Annotated in this window: 16 protein-coding genes and 1 pseudogene; 5 read left to right on the top strand and 12 right to left on the bottom strand. The window is 39.4% G+C overall.

Translation table 11 applies throughout. The features are described from left to right. Window positions 1-3: 3 nt before the first annotated feature. From pilW to iscX, 5 genes are all read right to left on the bottom strand, one after another. A complete protein-coding gene (pilW, locus tag ESZ39_RS08235) occupies window positions 4-1,374 on the bottom strand; it encodes a type IV pilus biogenesis/stability protein PilW (protein ID WP_146879436.1) in 1,371 nt (456 codons plus the stop codon). Between the two features lie 42 nt (window positions 1,375-1,416). Next, window positions 1,417-2,562, bottom strand: a complete 1,146-nt coding sequence (locus tag ESZ39_RS08230; protein ID WP_146879435.1) for a bifunctional tRNA (adenosine(37)-C2)-methyltransferase TrmG/ribosomal RNA large subunit methyltransferase RlmN — start codon at window positions 2,560-2,562, stop codon at window positions 1,417-1,419. A gap of 278 nt (window positions 2,563-2,840) precedes the next feature. Continuing rightward, complete coding sequence (ndk, locus tag ESZ39_RS08225; RefSeq protein ID WP_146879434.1) at window positions 2,841-3,272, bottom strand: nucleoside-diphosphate kinase; 432 nt, start codon at window positions 3,270-3,272, stop codon at window positions 2,841-2,843. A 336-nt stretch (window positions 3,273-3,608) separates the two neighbouring features. Continuing rightward, window positions 3,609-5,315, bottom strand: coding sequence for an NAD-dependent malic enzyme (locus ESZ39_RS08220; RefSeq protein WP_146879433.1), 1,707 nt, complete (start codon window positions 5,313-5,315; stop codon window positions 3,609-3,611). Between the two features lie 155 nt (window positions 5,316-5,470). Further along, window positions 5,471-5,671, bottom strand: coding sequence for a Fe-S cluster assembly protein IscX (gene iscX, locus ESZ39_RS08215; protein ID WP_146879432.1), 201 nt, complete (start codon window positions 5,669-5,671; stop codon window positions 5,471-5,473). A 584-nt stretch (window positions 5,672-6,255) separates the two neighbouring features. On the opposite strand from iscX, the gene ESZ39_RS08210 reads away from it, so the two are divergent. The 4 genes from ESZ39_RS08210 (at window position 6,256) to ESZ39_RS08195 (ending at window position 9,246) form a co-directional block, all read left to right on the top strand. Further along, window positions 6,256-6,501 (top strand): DUF2164 domain-containing protein, encoded by a 246-nt coding sequence (locus ESZ39_RS08210; protein ID WP_146879431.1) that lies wholly within the window; start codon window positions 6,256-6,258, stop codon window positions 6,499-6,501. Between the two features lie 266 nt (window positions 6,502-6,767). After that, entirely contained in the window at window positions 6,768-6,974 is a 207-nt protein-coding gene (locus tag ESZ39_RS08205) for an NnrS family protein (RefSeq protein ID WP_146879430.1), read from the top strand. A 133-nt stretch (window positions 6,975-7,107) separates the two neighbouring features. Further along, window positions 7,108-8,136 (top strand): NnrS family protein, encoded by a 1,029-nt coding sequence (locus ESZ39_RS08200; RefSeq protein WP_223270298.1) that lies wholly within the window; start codon window positions 7,108-7,110, stop codon window positions 8,134-8,136. 156 nt (window positions 8,137-8,292) lie between these two features. After that, window positions 8,293-9,246: a D-2-hydroxyacid dehydrogenase gene (locus tag ESZ39_RS08195; protein WP_146879428.1), complete on the top strand. Its 954-nt coding sequence runs from the start codon at window positions 8,293-8,295 to the stop codon at window positions 9,244-9,246. Between the two features lie 72 nt (window positions 9,247-9,318). On the opposite strand, the gene ESZ39_RS08190 is transcribed toward ESZ39_RS08195, so the two are convergent. Continuing rightward, the gene (locus ESZ39_RS08190) at window positions 9,319-10,656 is read right to left on the bottom strand and encodes an NAD(P)/FAD-dependent oxidoreductase (RefSeq protein WP_146879427.1); all 1,338 of its coding nucleotides are present in this window, start codon (window positions 10,654-10,656) and stop codon (window positions 9,319-9,321) included. Between the two features lie 105 nt (window positions 10,657-10,761). On the opposite strand from ESZ39_RS08190, the gene ESZ39_RS08185 reads away from it, so the two are divergent. Next, window positions 10,762-11,331: a GNAT family N-acetyltransferase gene (locus ESZ39_RS08185; protein WP_146879426.1), complete on the top strand. Its 570-nt coding sequence runs from the start codon at window positions 10,762-10,764 to the stop codon at window positions 11,329-11,331. A 66-nt stretch (window positions 11,332-11,397) separates the two neighbouring features. On the opposite strand, the gene ESZ39_RS08180 is transcribed toward ESZ39_RS08185, so the two are convergent. From ESZ39_RS08180 to ribE, 6 genes and pseudogenes are all read right to left on the bottom strand, one after another. Beyond that, window positions 11,398-12,930 carry an aminotransferase class V-fold PLP-dependent enzyme gene (locus tag ESZ39_RS08180; protein WP_146879425.1) on the bottom strand — a complete coding sequence of 511 codons (1,533 nt, stop codon included), beginning with the start codon at window positions 12,928-12,930 and terminating at the stop codon, window positions 11,398-11,400. A 228-nt stretch (window positions 12,931-13,158) separates the two neighbouring features. Further along, complete coding sequence (gene ung / locus ESZ39_RS08175) at window positions 13,159-13,851, bottom strand: uracil-DNA glycosylase (protein ID WP_146879424.1); 693 nt, start codon at window positions 13,849-13,851, stop codon at window positions 13,159-13,161. Window positions 13,852-14,377: 526 nt separating this feature from the next. Further along, window positions 14,378-14,572, bottom strand: a pseudogene (locus tag ESZ39_RS08170) (phosphatidylglycerophosphatase A); the annotation flags it as partial. A 2-nt stretch (window positions 14,573-14,574) separates the two neighbouring features. Then, a complete protein-coding gene (gene thiL, locus ESZ39_RS08165; protein ID WP_146879422.1) occupies window positions 14,575-15,546 on the bottom strand; it encodes a thiamine-phosphate kinase in 972 nt (323 codons plus the stop codon). Between the two features lie 18 nt (window positions 15,547-15,564). Then, the gene (gene nusB / locus ESZ39_RS08160) at window positions 15,565-15,981 is read right to left on the bottom strand and encodes a transcription antitermination factor NusB (RefSeq protein ID WP_146879421.1); all 417 of its coding nucleotides are present in this window, start codon (window positions 15,979-15,981) and stop codon (window positions 15,565-15,567) included. 12 nt (window positions 15,982-15,993) lie between these two features. After that, window positions 15,994-16,458, bottom strand: a complete 465-nt coding sequence (gene ribE, locus ESZ39_RS08155) for a 6,7-dimethyl-8-ribityllumazine synthase (protein ID WP_146879420.1) — start codon at window positions 16,456-16,458, stop codon at window positions 15,994-15,996. Window positions 16,459-16,880 lie beyond the last annotated feature (422 nt).

Genomic DNA, 16,880 nt, shown 5'->3' with positions numbered 1-16,880 from the left:
CTCTTAGCGTTTAATCGCTGATTTTGGATCTGAGAGATAAAGAACATCACCAGTTTTTAAAAGATAGGGGCGGCGTAACTTATTCCAACGCGCTAGATTTTTCATCACGACATTGTAGTGTTTAGCAATAATCATCAAATTATCACCTTCTATAACAAGATGAATGGGTAAAGACACCATAAGTGTGCTATTTTTTTCTTGTTTAATTTGTGCTTCACCAGCCATCAATTCAGCTATTATTTTTTTGTCACTCTGTGTTTGACTGCTCTGTGTTTGACTACTTTGTTTTTGACTCGTCTGTTGCTTTGGCGCAACTTCTTTCACCCCAACTGGCTGATTATTTTTTGCCTGCATATTACTTTCAAGGCTTTTGTCTGCTGATTTTGCTTTTGTCTCAGCTACTTGCTCTGTCGTTGGCATAACGGAATTAGCCATAATAGGCTTTAAACCATCACGACTTAAGCTGGCATTAGCAACAGTTGCTGTCGTTTTTGGCGATAATATCACTATACGTTTTTTACTTTGTTCGCTATTACCACCCAACAGAGAGGCTCGATAGTCTTCAGCTAGTTTGTCTGCATCAATCTGATAAAGTTCATTTAAAATATATTGTTTAGCTTCAAAAGAACTTGGGAACATTTTAACTAGCATATTGCCATAATTTTTAGCAATAGCTTTATTGCCTTGCTTAGCAAATATCTTAAAGGCTAAAGCTAGTGCATCTGCATTAAAGCGACGTGTTGATTTTTCATAGCGGTACAGGTAAGTTTGCGCTGACTTATAGTCACTTTTTGCATATTGTAATCGCATCATTTGCAACAGCGAACTGGCTCTATTTGGGCTATGAGCAATGGCTTTTTCAAGGTAAGTTTGGCCGTTATCAAACTGTTTTGCTTTAAGCTGGCATAAGGCTAAATTTTCGTAGCTTTGCGCCACTAAAATATAGCTAGGAATGGCTATCGCTTGTAACATTTTCTTTTCAGCGGCGGCATACTTTGCTTGTCGACACAAAAAAACGCCATAATTATTAAGCGTATCAGCATCTTGGTTATCAATACTCAGCGCATGTTCATAGGCTTGAGTCGCTAATTCGGACTCATCCACCGTGTCATAATAATGGGCAAAAGCGGTATATACTTGCACTAAATTGGGCGAAAAGCGTTTGGCTTTTTCTAAGTTAAGCTTGGCTTGTTGAGTATTGCCCATTTTTAAATAACCTAATCCGAGTGATATACGGGTCATGGCTATTTCATTATTACTGGCTTCATTTTCAATTATCGGGGTGTCTTTATCATTGCCATAATTTTGCGTCACACAAGCTGTTAATGTACTTGTCGTTAGTAACGCAATAAAAAATGGTAATAATTTTTTCATAATAAAAGCACTGTCACTTAGTCAATATTAATTCAAGAGCACTTAAACCATCTTTACTGAAATTGGCTCAGCTTTCAGCTCTTTTTTTCCTGTCCGTTTAGTTCTATCCAACACTTCGCCGGCTAATTGCCCACATGCTGCGTCAATATCGTCACCACGAGTGCGACGGGTAATTACCGTTAAGCCATAGCTTTGTAAGACTTTATCGAAGCGATCAATACGAGAATTACTCGAACGTTTATAGGGTGAACCCGGATAAGGGTTAAATGGAATAAGATTGATTTTACTGGGTAAATCTTTCAAAGCAAGAGCTAATTCATGTGCCTGTTCGGTGCTATCGTTTACATGATCAAGCATTACGTATTCTATCGTCGCCTGCTTATTGGCTTTTGAACCTTCGATATAACGACCCGCAGCCGCTAAAAACTCTTCTAGTGGATACTTCTTGTTAATTGGTACTAATACGTCACGTAAGGCATTGTTACCCGCATGGATAGATATCGCCAGCGCGCAATCAACTTTCTCTTTTAACATATCTAAGGCAGGTACAACGCCTGAGGTACTGACCGTAACACGACGTTTCGATAAGCCGTAGCCTAGATCATTTAACATAGTATCTAATGCTGGGATCAAGTTTTTCATGTTGAGCAATGGCTCGCCCATCCCCATCATCACAATGTTGGTAATCGGGCGGGTACCGGCAATGCGCGTTGCGCCAATATCATTGGCTACTCGCCAAACTTGACCAATAATTTCAGCCATCGTGAGATTGCGGTTGAAGCCTTGCTGCGCTGTTGCACAAAAGGTACATTCCAATGCACAGCCCACTTGCGATGAAACACAAAGCGTTGCACGGCCATTTTCAGGGATCCAAACGGTTTCAATTTCTTGACCACCTTCAAGGCTTAACGCGTACTTAATTGTGCCGTCATTTGATACAAGTTTTTCAGATATCTCGGGCGCTTTAATTTCAGTATCACGTTGCAATTTTTCACGTAATTTTTTATTTATATTGGTCATCAATTCAAAGTCATCGTAACCGAAATGGTAGATCCATTTCATAATCTGGTCAGCACGAAATGGCTTCTCGCCGATTGAAGAAAAATATTCTCGCATTCCTTGATGGTCAAGGTTTAGTAAGTTAATTTTTTTCTTCACTGGGGTTACTACTTCGGTTACATCACTCATGATAAAAACTTCTCAATACTACAAAAATTACAGAATAAATTGTACGCTTTTTAGGCAAAATAAACAATTTAGTGGATCGATATTAGATATTTATTCGCACTATATCAATAAAAGTCAATGTTCTTCGTAGCATGTTTACTAGCAAAAACACTCAATTTTATACGGTCTTAAAATAGACAAAAGGACTTTACCGATTAATCAGTAAAATCCTTCAAATTAATTTTTAAACTACATTAAGCTACCCAATAATGAGCTAGCTTATTAGGTAATATTTAAAATTAACGTGTACGTGAACAAAGTTCTTCATCAGCGAAGAAGTAAGCAATTTCACGGGCAGCAGATTCTAAAGCATCGCTACCGTGAGCTGCATTTTCGTCAATTGAATCAGCAAGATCAGCACGGATAGTGCCAGCAAGTGCTTCAGCTGGGTTAGTAGCACCCATGATTTCACGGTTTTTAAGCACAGCGTTTTCGCCTTCTAAAACTTGCACCATTACTGGGCCAGAAGTCATAAATTCAACTAAAGCACCAAAGAAAGGACGCTCGCTGTGCTCAGCGTAAAAGCCTTCTGCTTTTTCTTTTGATAAATGAATCATTTTAGCAGCAACAATCTTTAAACCAGCAGTTTCAAAACGGTTGTAGATTTGACCAATAAAGTTTTTAGCAACTGCGTCAGGTTTTACGATAGAAAAAGTACGTTCGATAGCCATAATAGCCCTCTCAATAAATTAGAATTAAAATACGGGATAAATTTTGGCGCGATTATAGACGAATTAAAAGCAAATTCCTAGGGCTATCACTTTTAGCTTACTTAAACCAAGCTAATACTACTTTCATTAGCTTGGTGATCTTGTTGTGCACAGAGAAAATAAATCAAGTTCTATGTTTATTGTTCAAGACTCAACATAAGCACCTGTGACATGAAAATTGGTACTTATTTTTTTATTTGAAATAAAAAACTTACCACTGATATTAAACAGAAAACGCTTAGCCGTGTGAGCGTTTTCGTTCGCTTTTATGTCGTTTGAATCAAGCTTTATCGCGGCTTAAATACTGACTCGACGATATTGGCGATATTGAGGTGTCCAAAAATTACGCTCAATATTTTCCACAAGTTGTTCATCTGATAGCGGTAAGGCGAAACCTTGCTCGAAAGCAACTTTACCGACAGCAAACGCTATTTTTTTACTTAAATCAGCAATTGCGACTAAAGGAGGTAACAACTCGCCAGTACCGGTATTAGCTAATGGTGAAGCTTGCGCTAACATCGCGCTTGCCGCCATTAGCATTTCATCGGTAATGCGATTAATATTGGCTGACACCACACCTAAACCAATACCGGGAAAGATATAGCTGTTATTACATTGGGCGATAGTAAATATCTGGCCTTTGTACTCAACCGGGTCAAACGGGCTACCTGTGGCAATAATTACCTCACCTTCGGTCCAATTTATAACCTGTTCAGGTGTTGCTTCTACTTGGCGACCGGGGTTACTTAGTGGAAATATTATCGGCATATTGCAGTGTAATTTCATCGCCTTAATAACCGCTTCAGTGAACAAACCTGGCACGCCAGAAACGCCAATTAAAATCGTCGGTTTAGCGCCATGCATAACATCAAGTAAAGCAGCATACTCACTTTGCACATTCCATGGCGCTATCGCAGATTTTTGCTGTACTAGTTTTGCTTGAAAGTCACGTAGGCCAGCCATACCTTCAGTTAATAAACCAAAGCGGTCAACCATAAATATTTGGCTACGTGCTTGTTGCTGACAAATCCCTTCACTGACCATTTGTGAGATAATTTGCTCGGCAATACCACAACCTGCAGAGCCCGCGCCAACAAAGACCACACGTTGCGCTGATAAGGGTGTTTTTTTGATACGGCAGGCGGCTAATAAGGTACCGACAGTAACCGACGCTGTCCCTTGAATATCGTCGTTAAAACAACAAAGTTCATCGCGATAACGGTTTAACAACGGGGTGGCATTAGGTTGAGCAAAATCTTCAAACTGTAATAGAACGTCTGGCCAACGGCGTTTAACAGCCTTAATGAACATAGCTAAAAACTCATCGTATTTATCTTGTTCAATACGATGATGACGCCAGCCCATATACATAGGATCGTTTAATAATTTTTCATTATTAGTACCCACGTCAAGCATCACAGGTAAGGTGTAAGCTGGGCTGATGCCGCCACAGGCTGTGTAAAGCGATAGTTTACCTATGGGGATACCCATGCCACCAATACCTTGGTCACCTAAACCTAGAATACGCTCGCCGTCAGTCACCACAATAACTTTGACTTTGTTTTTTGTCGCATTACGTAAAATGTCGTCAAGCTGATGACGCTGGTCATAAGAAACAAATAAGCCCCGAGAGCTACGATAAATATCTGAAAATTGCTCACAAGCATCACCCACAGTTGGTGTATAGATAATGGGCATCATCTCCGCCAAATTTTCTTGCACTAACTTAAAAAACAGGGTTTCATTGTTGTCATGAATGGCACGTAGGTAAATATGTTTATTTAAGTTGGTTTCAAAGCTACGGTATTGCATGTAGGCACGTTCAACTTGCTCATCGATAGTTTCAAAACGTGGCGGTAATAAGCCAGTTAAATTAAAGTGTGAGCGCTCGTCTTCGCTAAATGCGCTGCCTTTATTGAGTAAAGGTGTTTCCAGTAAACTAGAACCTGCATAGGGGATATATAGTGGCCGTTTATTTTTTTCAGATGTCTTTTCAGATGTCATAGTTACATGCTTTCTTTATATACTGAGTGAATGACGAAGATTCATCATAAGAATAATGATGGCTCATTATAGCCAAATATCACTTTTTGAAAAGTAATAACGCTTACTCATTTTTTTTAACTGCTTATTTTGACAACTAAACAGTTGAACCCACGCTAGTCCGCTTCTGAAATCCAGGCTAACTGAATAGCTTCAAGTATGCGTTCGCCACAATGTTTAGGGTCGTCCTCAAAATTTTCTAGCGCTAACACCCATTGCATTAATTCTGGAAAATGTAATTTCATCGGGTCTACATCAGGATGTGCTTCGATCAAATCAAGTGCAATCTCAAGTGAGTCGGTCCAACGATAAGTCATAGTATTACCTCTTTATTTTGTTAGTGAATAATTATGCCAAATTAATTAGTTAATGAGTCAAATGGGTATCAAACCAAACCACAAACTATCAGCAATTAACATCAACACCAACCATAAAATAATCATTCTTGATTTACGGCAAAATTGACAGTCTGTTTGCCACCATTGCTTAAACGACGATTTATTCACAGTGTATTACTTAAATTAGTTTTTCATATGCAGAGTATATACCCAAATTACTTCAACATACTCACTTCAGTGGCAGTTAAGAACGATTTATGCAAGACGATGGTTTTCAGGCGTCATTCGCTAACTAAAACTCAACACCGCATAGATAATTTTTAACCCAGTCTGCAAGGAAAAACATACCTTCTACGTTGTAATGTTTAAAAATTTAGCCACATGGACTTAGTGAAGTAGAGTAACCCAGGAGCAAGAGCAGTTACGAAAAAAAACCTTTATACAAGGTTACCGATTAAAGTTAGGTCGTTGTAAAAGTCACAAGAATGCATCTTGAAGTGACTTGGGTATAATACCAATTAATTAAATTATTAGATCATTTGTCATTCAAGGAAAATGCTTTTATGTCGCCAATAAAATTTACCCATACCGAAAAATTGCTGTTAATCGAAAAACTACAACGCTACTTTACTAATGAATTAGAGCAAGATTTAGGGCAATTTGATGCTGACTTTTTACTCGACTTTTTTACTGAAGAATTAGGTGCAGTATATTACAATCGCGGTTTGTATGATGCCCAAGCATTAATGGCAGAAAAACTTGAATTAATTTCAGAGCAAATTGTTGAATTAGAGTTACCAATATCCTAATAACCATTAAAAATTCTAAATAACAACCCATTACTTGATTTATACCAGTTCCATTAAGTTTGTGATCTTGTTGTACGCAGGAAAAATAATTCAAGGTAAGGCGCTCGATTGAGCAATAGCTGGCTATTGGGAGTGAGAGCAACACAGCATTGAGCTATTTTAACTAGTACAAGTGAGCAATAACTTAATGGGATTGGTATTACCCCAAAGTAATGCTGATTGATTGCTTTATGATAGCCACAACATAAACACTAAGGGTTGCACCTATGATGCAAATTACCGATTTAAACAAAGAACAACAAATGGTGCCGTTATTTAGGCTCGGCTTTCGTCCTTTCTTTCTCGCTGGCGCCGTATTTAGTGTTATCGCCATGCTCTTGTGGCTCATGCTATACCGAGGTGTGCTAAATTTTCAGCCTTTAGGTGGTGGTTATACCAAGTTGATTAATTACCTTCTCATTTTTAATGGTTAAAATGAATAACTACAGCGTTATAAAATTTATAAGTAGAATAACTACTTACTAAATTTTATGCCTTGTATTTATCCATTTTTCCTCATGAAAAAGTAGATCACTTAATTAATCAAATTGGTATTACTGGTGGCACATTCACGAAATGATTTTTGGTTTTGGTTGTGCCATCATTGCCGGTTTTCTCTTAACCGCAGTACAAAACTGGACTGGGCTGCCCGGTGTGCAAGGAAAAATGCTCGCGGCTTTGTTTCTTTTGTGGCTAATAGGGCGAGTTTGCTTAATGTTTCCTGATTTACTTGGTGCAACATTAACCACGATAATAGATTTGGCCTTTTTACCTTGTGTGGCTTTTGTATTAGCGAAACCTATATTAGCCGTCAAACAATATCACAACTTATTCTTCGTGCCTTTATTGACCATTTTCACTATCGCTAATGCTGAAATGCACGCAAGCATATATTACCCGAGTTCAGTCTCTACCCAATATGCAGGTTATGCCGGTGTGATGTTAATGACTTTACTTATTTCAGTTATGACCGGCCGCGTAGTGCCCATGTTTACCGCTAATGGCACACAAACGCCAAAAGCAACAGCACTACCTTGGCTTGATAAACTCACTAATGGCTCTCTCGCCTTAATCACTATACTGCTGCTACTGCATCCCGCCATTGGCATAAACAATTTTTATATAGGATTAATATTAATTTTTGCTGGCATTTTTCAAACAATTCGATGGTTAAGATGGCGTCCTTGGATCACCTTAGGCGTACCATTGCTATGGTCATTACACTTAGCAATCAAAGCGTTGGCCTTTGGTTTGATATTGCTTGGTCTGAGTTATTTAATCCCTGAAATGCCCAGTAGCCATATTTGGCATTTAATAACGGTAGGTGGCATCGGCGGTGTTATTCTTGCTATGATTTCACGGGTGTCTTTAGGCCATACTGGTAGACCGTTACAAGCACCGAAACTGATGTCATTGGCCTTTGCATCGCTAGTACTAGCAAGTTTAGTTCGTAGTTTTGGCCCTTGGGGCTTTCCGGAAAAATCGATGATATTTATTGATATTAGTGGCTTGCTTTGGATAGTGAGTTTTACGCTGTTTACTATATATTATGCACCCATGTTACTAAAAGCACGGGTTGATGGCCGACCTGGTTAGCGGGGTTCAATGGTATTAAACACCTTAACTTGCTATTTTATTAACTTGCTATTTATGGTTAAGCATTGGTTATTTTATGCAATAAAAATCAGCATTGATTGAGTCACTCATTAGAAATGATATAAACTGAGTAAAATTTCACTCTGAGTAGATAACATGCGCGCGGTATTTTTAGACTATCAAACCTTTAGCCCTTCACTTAACTTGTCTGTTCTTCATCAGGTCGTCAGTCAATTAGATTTACACGCTATCACAACACCAGCACAAGTATTACTACGCTGCATAAACGCTGAAATTATCTTAAGTAATAAAGTGCTACTTAACCGTGCAATATTAAGCCAATTGCCAGATTTAAAACTTATTTGTATTACCGCGACCGGCATTAATAATGTTGATATTGACGCTGCGCGCGAGCTGGGCATTGCGGTAACTAACGTCAGTGGTTATGCCAAAAATTCAGTCGCTCAATATGTCTTTGCCCAACTACTGGCCTATTATAGCCAAATAGAAGATCACAATAACAACACCCGTAATGGTCAATGGCAAACTAGTGAGACATTTTGCATGCACGGCAAAGGCAGTGATGAGTTAGCTGGAAAAACCATGGGGATTATTGGCTATGGCGCTTTAGGCAGTAAAGTAGCAAGCATTGCTCACGCTTTTGATATGGCTGTACTCATTGCTGAAAGGCCTAACGCCGTGGAAATACGGAGCGACAGAGTAGCTTTTAAGCAAGTGATTGCTCAAGCCGATATCATTAGTTTACACTGCCCACAAACCGCAGAAACTGAAGGCTTGTTCGATAAAAACATCTTCAACTGCATGAAGGATAGTGCAGTACTTATTAACACCGCCAGAGGCGCTTTAATTAATAATCATGACTTATTAGCGGCATTAAATAATAACCAATTGGCGAGTGCAATTTTAGATGTATTAGAGCAAGAGCCGCCAGCAAAAGATCATATCCTGTTGGCAGCACAGTCACCTAAATTGAAAATAACCGCGCACATCGCTTGGGCAAGCAAACAAGCACAGCAAGCCTTACTTAATTTAGTCGCCGCAAATATAACGGCATTTAAACAAGGCGAGCGTACTAACCGCATCGATTAACGCTGAGGTAAAAAATTCACTTTAAAGCCTCTACCCTACACTATTGATCTTTGAAGTTTCTATATTGGACACTTAAAACCACTGATCTTTTATTTTACCATAATGAAAATAACCCCATTGCCCTACGCGTCGTAGTGGGGCAAATGGAAATTTAGGTAGTGCGTTATTATACAAAGGTAAATTAGGCACTGGCTTTTCAGCCACTTTTTCAGCTAAACGCTTTCCTGCTTGGACTGAGAACGACACGCCACTGCCACAATAGCCCATGCTATAAAATACCGATTGTTCGTCGTTTTGATGAATGTGTGGCAAATCGTCCAACGCCATACAAATCCAGCCTGACCAAGCATAACTGTAATTTATATTAGCTAACGCTGGGAAACTAGTTTTTAATACCGCCAGTAAACGCTGAGCGTAATAAGGGTCGTCAGCACCTTTACCGGTTATAGCCCCGCGGCCACCAAATAATATTCTATTGTCAGGTAACTTGCGGTAATAATACTTTAACGCTCGCGTGTCCATCACAACATTCGAGGTTAAGAAATTACACGCGGCTAATTGCGCTGTACTCAACGGCTGGGTAACGATAATTTGCGAAAGTACCGGCAATGTTCTGTCGGTCGTTAATGAGTGAAAATTTTTCGGAGTATAACCGTTGGTGGCTATCACCACTTTTTGCGCACTAACAATACCATTAGGGGTATGCAGTTGTTGTTTGTTGCCTTGTGATTGCCAGTGATTAACCGGTGTCGCACAATGTACTTTAGCGCCAGCTTGTCGCGCCAATTTTTGGTAGCCCCAAGCAAGTTTTAATGGATTTAAACCAAAACCGTCTTGATAGCGAATAGCGCCATAAGCATTACGATCGTCCATGTATTGCTGACGCACTTGGTTTTGCGACAGAATCTCAACATCATAACCAAACATTTTCTGCTGAAGTTTTGCTAGTTCAACTAATTCTTTAAGTTTATTAGGCTTATGGGCAACTTTAATATAACCCGCACTTTGCTTATCACAATCAATGCCTTCATTAATTAATGAATTCACTGTTTCAACGCCCGCGGCCATTTCTTGATAAATGCCGCGCATAACCTCTTCGCCCCATTGCTTAGCCATTTGGCCATAAGACTTGCGACCTGAAGATTTCAAAATAAAACCGGCATTTCGACCGCTACAACCCCATGCCGTTTGGTTAGCTTCTAAGACATGGGCTTTAATACCATGCTCACGAGCCAAGTGTAGCGCGCAAGATAAACCGGTATATCCTGCGCCAATAATAGCGACATCAACATCAAGATCAGCGATAACAGCGCCATCGTGTTCCGGTGCTACGCCTGAGACATTAGCCCAATAACTTTCGGGATAGGCCTCATTACAGCCGGGGGATAAATCATGTAAAGGATCGTACATTTTCACTTCCAAAAATTTTATATTAGTTTCACACACTAGCGCACTTAAAGTATCTCAAAAAAAGCAGTACAATGCTGTAATAACTCACTAAAAAAAAATAATTTTATGGCCATAACGCTCAACTATCAATCATTAGCCCCTACTGATTTTGATAAAGTTATTCAATTAGCTACCGAGGTGCACGGTGCCGGTTACCTTGATCAAAGCAGCATGCAAGCTTGGTATGATAAAGGACTTAAAAACGCTATTAACGCGGGTTTTGTGGTTTATCATGATGAAAAATTGGTTGGCTTTAGAATTACTTATGCCTTGCAGCAATGGCAGATAGACAAATGGTGTTCTACTGAACTCTGGCCAGTACCTGCCGAGCAAGTTTGCTATTTTAAATGTAATACGGTTGACGAGCATTACCGTGGCCATGGTATTGGTGGTGAACTACTAAAGCGCTCAATTACTGCTGCTAAGCAACAAGGTGCGATTGCTGGCGTGAGTCACCTATGGAAACAAAGCCCGGGTAATAGTGCGGTAAAATATTTTACTAAATGCGGTGGTATCTTAATTAAAGACCATCCAGAGCGTTGGCATGAATTAAGCTTAGCAGGCTATAAATGTACAATATGTCATCATAACTGTCATTGCGAAGCCGCTGAAATGATGATTGTTTTTAATCAATAACACCATCTCTGAACAACATCTTTCTTGGTGATTATTTTTATTAATCACCAATAATCTTTTAATCCTCTAGCCAAATATTTTACGTAATATTGATGGCGCTTCTACCTCTTTATTTCTCACTACTGCCCGAGTTTCTGGCAAGGCGTTAAAGCCAGATAGACTCGGAAAATCAATGTTTGGTTTACCATGTTCATAATCACCTGACGCTGGATTAAAACGGTAATCTTTACTCCAGAGTGCTAAGTTTTCAGTCACTTGATTGATGGCTTCAACCACAAACGCCACTTCCTTATCTGAGCTGGTAGGATGAAATGAAGCTCGAACCCAGCCGGGCTTTTCGGCAAAATCACCTAAGTCTATTTGCTGGGTTATTTTTGATGAGGTCTCTTGATCGACATTTAATAAAATATGACCATAAGTACCTGCACACGAACAGCCACCACGGGTTTGTACCCCAAATTTATCATTCAGTAGGCGCACTACTAAATTATAATGCGCGCCCGGCACATAAAACGAAACAATAGCTAAACGCTGACGAATATTTGGTTCAAGCATCACCACATGTTCATTCTTAGCTAAGTTATCCATAACATATTGGCTTATTTGAGCTTCACGTTGCTGAATGTTTTCAACGCCCATAGCATCTTTTAACTTGATCGCTAGCGCGGTTTTAATACATTGTAAAAAGCCAGGTGTGCCGCCATCTTCACGCAGCTCTATATTATTAAAAAAGCTGTGTTTGCCCCAAGGGTTAGTCCAGGTTACTGTGCCGCCACCGGGATGATCTGGCACTTTGTTTTTATAAAGTGCCTTATTAAAAACCAACACTCCTGAGCTACCAGGGCCACCTAAAAATTTATGTGGCGAGAAGTAAATCGCATCTAACGCTTGCTTAGGATTACTCGGATGCATGTCAATATCAACATAGGGCGCAGAAGCGGCAAAATCGACGAAACACAAACCGCCATGTTGGTGCATAATTTCTGCCAGCTGATAATACGGCGTTTTAATACCCGTGACATTTGAACAAGCAGAAAAAGAGCCTATTTTCATTTTACGGTCTTGGTATTTTTCTAACAATAATTCTAAGTGCGCTAAAGAAGGTAGACCTTGACTATCAGGCTCAACAATTTCCAGTGTTACATCACATTCATACCAAGACGTTTGATTAGAATGGTGCTCCATATGAGTAATAAAAACTACTGGCCTGTCATTTTCTGCAAACGCAACTTGCGCTTGCATACGCTCAGGAATTCGCAAGCCTAAAATGCGTTGAAATTTATTAACTACTGCCGTCATACCAGCACCAGCGGTGATCAACACATCATTGTTGCAGGCATTTACATGGCGTTTAATAATATCTTGTGCGTCATGATAAGCATGGGTCATGGCACTACCGGTTAGATTCGTCTCAGTATGCGTATTAGCGACATAAGGTCCTAACTCTTGGGTCAAATAGTCTTCAATAGGTTGGTATAATCGGCCACTTGCCGTCCAATCTGCATAAATAATATCAAGCTGTTGACCATTAATTTGATGTTGTAAATTTTGCCCAATAATATGTTGGCGAAAGGGTAAAAAATATTTTTCCAATGACATGCTAGTACGCCCTTAACTTTCTATAATAAAAGCATACTAGCACCATCGCTACTTTCAGCAACAAAAAACCAACAAAGTAACATTAATAGCAAATTGAGTTTAAAAATAAAGATATTAATGAAAAAAAATACCTTTATTGCTTGATTTTAACTCTGATCTGAAAATAAATTTTACTCATTGACTTAAAGTGAAATTTTTTTCTTAAAAGTGAGCAATAATGACGATATTTTAGTCACTAATTTGCCAATTGATGATGGATTTATTGTGTGCTTGCAACCATAGGTTAGCTTTAGAGAAATGTTGGCAACCGAAGAAACCTCGATAAGCAGAGAGCGGCGATGGGTGTGGACCGTTTAATACTAAATGTTTTTGCTGATCAATATTTTTACCTTTTTTCTGTGCATGACTACCCCAGAGTAAGAATACACAGCCAGCATTATGCTGATTTATTTCCGCAATAATTTTATCTGTAAAAGTTTCCCAACCCAATTTAGCGTGAGAGTGCGCTTGTCCCTGCTTAACTGTTAGCACGGTATTGAGCAGCAAAACACCTTGTTGTGCCCACTCGTTCAAATAACCATGAGGGGGTATGCTAAAGTCAGTAACATCTTGCTTGAGCTCTTTGTAGATATTGACTAAAGAAGGCGGGACTTTAATACCCTTGCGCACCGAAAAAGCTAAACCGTGTGCTTGTGACTCACCATTTTTACCCATGCCATGATAAGGGTCTTGACCTAGAATAACCACTTTCACATCCGGTAAATCAACGGTAGAAAAAGCATTAAAAACATCCTCTTCAGTTGGCAATATCACTTCACCATTCGTTCGTTGCTGAGCAATTTCTTGTGATAATTGTTGAAAGTAATCTTGTTGTTGCTCAGTAGCAATGATTTTTTGCCATTGCGGTGTTAACTTAGTCATATTATTCCTCCTTAAATAGCGAATATTTTAAATAGCCTGTAAAAAACTCATGTCATAAGAGCAAGTATTGCAATGAGTAATACCAATTACATTAAGTTATTGCTCACTTGTACTAGTTAAAATAGCTCAATGCTGTGTTGCTCTCACTCCCAATAGCCAGCTATTGCTCAATCGAGCGCCTTACCTTGAATTATTTTTCCTGCGCACAACAAGATCACAAACTTAATGGAACTGGTATAACACTATGCTCAATCACCTATTTGACGGCATAACTATAACTAGCGGCATAAATAGCGAGCTACAATTACCCACCTTGAACCGCCATTAGCCTTATTTTCTTAGCTGCTTTTATCTACTAAAGCCCATTTTAGCTACAAAAAAAGCCAAAGAATTCATTCTTTGGCTTTTTTATTGCTTATGTTGTTAATTCGTTACTGGCTCTTTATTAACTTTTTATTAGTAATTAGTATAAGTGGAGCCTGTTTTAACTTTAGTAAAAAATCAGCATCATACAAGCCCAAGCAGCGATACCTGCGACACTCATCACCACTAACAACGATAAATAAAGCATATTGTTAAGTGGTGCGAACAGCAAAAATAGTGGAATTGCAGCTAAGGTACCAAAAGTGCCCGGTGCTTTAGGCGCTAAACCACTACCAAAACCTAAGGCCAAAAAATGGACTGGGTTTGACAGTCGAAAATTGGCTGTAGAAGATTTCATCCTCACTCTCTGCTGCTAGAAAAGTGTTCGAAGCTTTTAGTCTTAATAGCCACAGCTTTACGGTTTAAAGTTGTGGTGATTTTTTCACTGCGATTAATCTGACCAATACACGTTATCGTGTTACTGGTATTGGCTAAGGCAGTTTCAATACCCACTTTGTTATCTTCAGATACCGTAAATAACAATTCATAGTCATCACCACCGGTGAGCGCTATTTCAAAAGCTTTTTCCATGCCAACAGTCGCTCGTAATGCTTTAGATATCGGCAAATAATCTAACACAATATTAGCGCCTACCTTGGAAGCAGTACAAAGATGACCTAAGTCTGCAATAATACCGTCAGATAAGTCTATCGCTGCACTGGCATATCCACGAAGTGCTTGCCCAGCAAGTATCCTAGGCGTTGGAAAGTCTAAACTGCGCTGCACACTTTCTCGATATTCGGGGGCAACATTGACCTCATGCAAAATATGCTTAAGGGCTAAGGCCGCATCACCAATTTCACCGGTAACATAAATCCAATCACCCGCTTTAGCGCCTGAGCGGGTCAGGTGCTTATTTATTGGCACTAAACCCTGGGCTGTAATGGTAATACTCAAAGGCCCTTGCGTAGTATCGCCGCCAATGAGTTGCACATTATAATATTCGCACAATTCAAAGGCACCAAGACAGAACTCTTCAATCCATTTCAGATCAACTTCTGGCATAGTGATCGCCAAAGAAAGCCAAGTAGGTTCAGCGCCCATTGCCGCTAGGTCTGATAAATTGACTGCTATTGATTTATGGCCAATGGCGCGTGCGCTGGTTTCATGAGGGAAATGAACGCCAGCGACTAAGGTATCTGTGGTTATTGCAATATTTTGACGCTCAGAAGGGCTGACTATCGCGCAGTCATCACCAATCCCGAGTACCACATCCTTGCGTTTGATCGCTTGCTCACTAAAGAAGCGTTTGATCAATTCAAACTCTTTCATATTACAACCAAATTATAACTATTCGTTCGGACGAACAAGCTTAACAACTTTATCTAAAACACCGTTGACAAACTTATGACTATCATCTGCACCAAATGATTTTGCTAACTCAATGGCTTCATTGATGATGACACGATATGGCACATCTAGACATTCAGATAATTCAAACACGGCAACACGTAAAATAGCTTTTTCAACCGGGTCAACATCCTTTAGTGGACGGTCAACATGAGGTGATATTTTTTCATCAATGCTGCTAATTTGTGCTGAAATACCGCGGAACAATTGTTGAAAATAAGGAATGTCAAAACGACGCGCACTATTTTCAGTCAAAAAATTCAGTTCAATTTCAGCAATGTTATTTTGACTTAATTGCCAAGAATATACTGCTTGTACTGCCAACTCTCTGGCTTTTCTTCTAGGTGATGGTTTCACAAAAATATCCTGTTATAACTTATCGAGCACGTTAACCATTTCTAAAGCACTTAGTGCTGCTTCAGCGCCTTTGTTGCCTACTTTAAGGCCGGCACGGTCAATGGCTTGTTCAATAGAGTCGGTGGTAATGACACCAAATGCCACTGGTAGGGTATACTCCATGGCAACTTGTGCTAAGCCTTTATTGCATTCGCCAGCAACAAAATCAAAATGCGGCGTTCCGCCACGAATAACCGCGCCAATAGCAATAATGCCATCGTATCCACCTTTCGCAGCAACTTTTTTAGCCGCTACTGGTAGCTCATAGGCACCAGGAACACGAATAATCGTAATGTCGTTATCTGCAACGTTGCCATGGCGTTTAAGTGTATCTACTGCACCTTCAAGTAAGTTTTCAACAACAAAACTATTAAAACGAGAGACAACAATCGCGAATTTCTTACCGGTTGCGTCAAAATTAGCTTCTATGATATTCATTTAAAAATCACCTACTGATAAAAATTGCCGCAATTCTAGCAAATTGCACGCGACTGAGGAACTCGTTTTAACAAATTTATAGGAAATTGTGCTCCTAAAGTCGATATTTTGGCTTTCTTATCGCTTGCTTGTCAGTTGGTCTTTAGCCTGTCATTTTTATTTAGTGTTTTTCAAGCTACTTGACGACATAAATAAGACCTGCCCATGGTGTTAAGTGAAGTTCTAAGTTATTAGCTGTCAGCTTTCAGTAAGTTAAAAAAACTTTTTAAAACAGCTTTTGTAGTGTTTTACTTCTGCAGTCCTCCTGCTCTTCTTCCTGTGAATAATTTTGTTATTTTTTTACAGGGAGGAAACAATGAGAAGAAAATGAGGTGGGGCTTTAGACATTTAAAAAGCGTTTTATGTTTTGGTGTTTCCTCCTG

The sequence above is a fragment of the Colwellia sp. C1TZA3 genome (genome assembly GCF_007954265.1).
In the GTDB taxonomy this organism is placed as follows: Bacteria; Pseudomonadota; Gammaproteobacteria; order Enterobacterales; family Alteromonadaceae; genus Cognaticolwellia.
Note: the sequence above shows the minus strand (reverse complement) of the source record. Positions and strands in the feature narration are given on the sequence as shown.

What these genes read in the sequence shown, in the direction of transcription:
- pilW (WP_146879436.1), bottom strand. Translation starts at nt 1,374, where the DNA reads ATGAAAAAATTATTACCATTTTTTATTGCGTTACTAACGACAAGTACA.
- ESZ39_RS08230 (WP_146879435.1), bottom strand. Translation starts at nt 2,562, where the DNA reads ATGAGTGATGTAACCGAAGTAGTAACCCCAGTGAAGAAAAAAATTAAC.
- ndk (WP_146879434.1), bottom strand. Translation starts at nt 3,272, where the DNA reads ATGGCTATCGAACGTACTTTTTCTATCGTAAAACCTGACGCAGTTGCT.
- ESZ39_RS08220 (WP_146879433.1), bottom strand. Translation starts at nt 5,315, where the DNA reads ATGACATCTGAAAAGACATCTGAAAAAAATAAACGGCCACTATATATC.
- iscX (WP_146879432.1), bottom strand. Translation starts at nt 5,671, where the DNA reads ATGACTTATCGTTGGACCGACTCACTTGAGATTGCACTTGATTTGATC.
- ESZ39_RS08210 (WP_146879431.1), top strand. Translation starts at nt 6,256, where the DNA reads ATGTCGCCAATAAAATTTACCCATACCGAAAAATTGCTGTTAATCGAA.
- ESZ39_RS08205 (WP_146879430.1), top strand. Translation starts at nt 6,768, where the DNA reads ATGATGCAAATTACCGATTTAAACAAAGAACAACAAATGGTGCCGTTA.
- ESZ39_RS08195 (WP_146879428.1), top strand. Translation starts at nt 8,293, where the DNA reads ATGCGCGCGGTATTTTTAGACTATCAAACCTTTAGCCCTTCACTTAAC.
- ESZ39_RS08190 (WP_146879427.1), bottom strand. Translation starts at nt 10,656, where the DNA reads ATGTACGATCCTTTACATGATTTATCCCCCGGCTGTAATGAGGCCTAT.
- ESZ39_RS08185 (WP_146879426.1), top strand. Translation starts at nt 10,762, where the DNA reads ATGGCCATAACGCTCAACTATCAATCATTAGCCCCTACTGATTTTGAT.
- ESZ39_RS08180 (WP_146879425.1), bottom strand. Translation starts at nt 12,930, where the DNA reads ATGTCATTGGAAAAATATTTTTTACCCTTTCGCCAACATATTATTGGG.
- ung (WP_146879424.1), bottom strand. Translation starts at nt 13,851, where the DNA reads ATGACTAAGTTAACACCGCAATGGCAAAAAATCATTGCTACTGAGCAA.
- thiL (WP_146879422.1), bottom strand. Translation starts at nt 15,546, where the DNA reads ATGAAAGAGTTTGAATTGATCAAACGCTTCTTTAGTGAGCAAGCGATC.
- ribE (WP_146879420.1), bottom strand. Translation starts at nt 16,458, where the DNA reads ATGAATATCATAGAAGCTAATTTTGACGCAACCGGTAAGAAATTCGCG.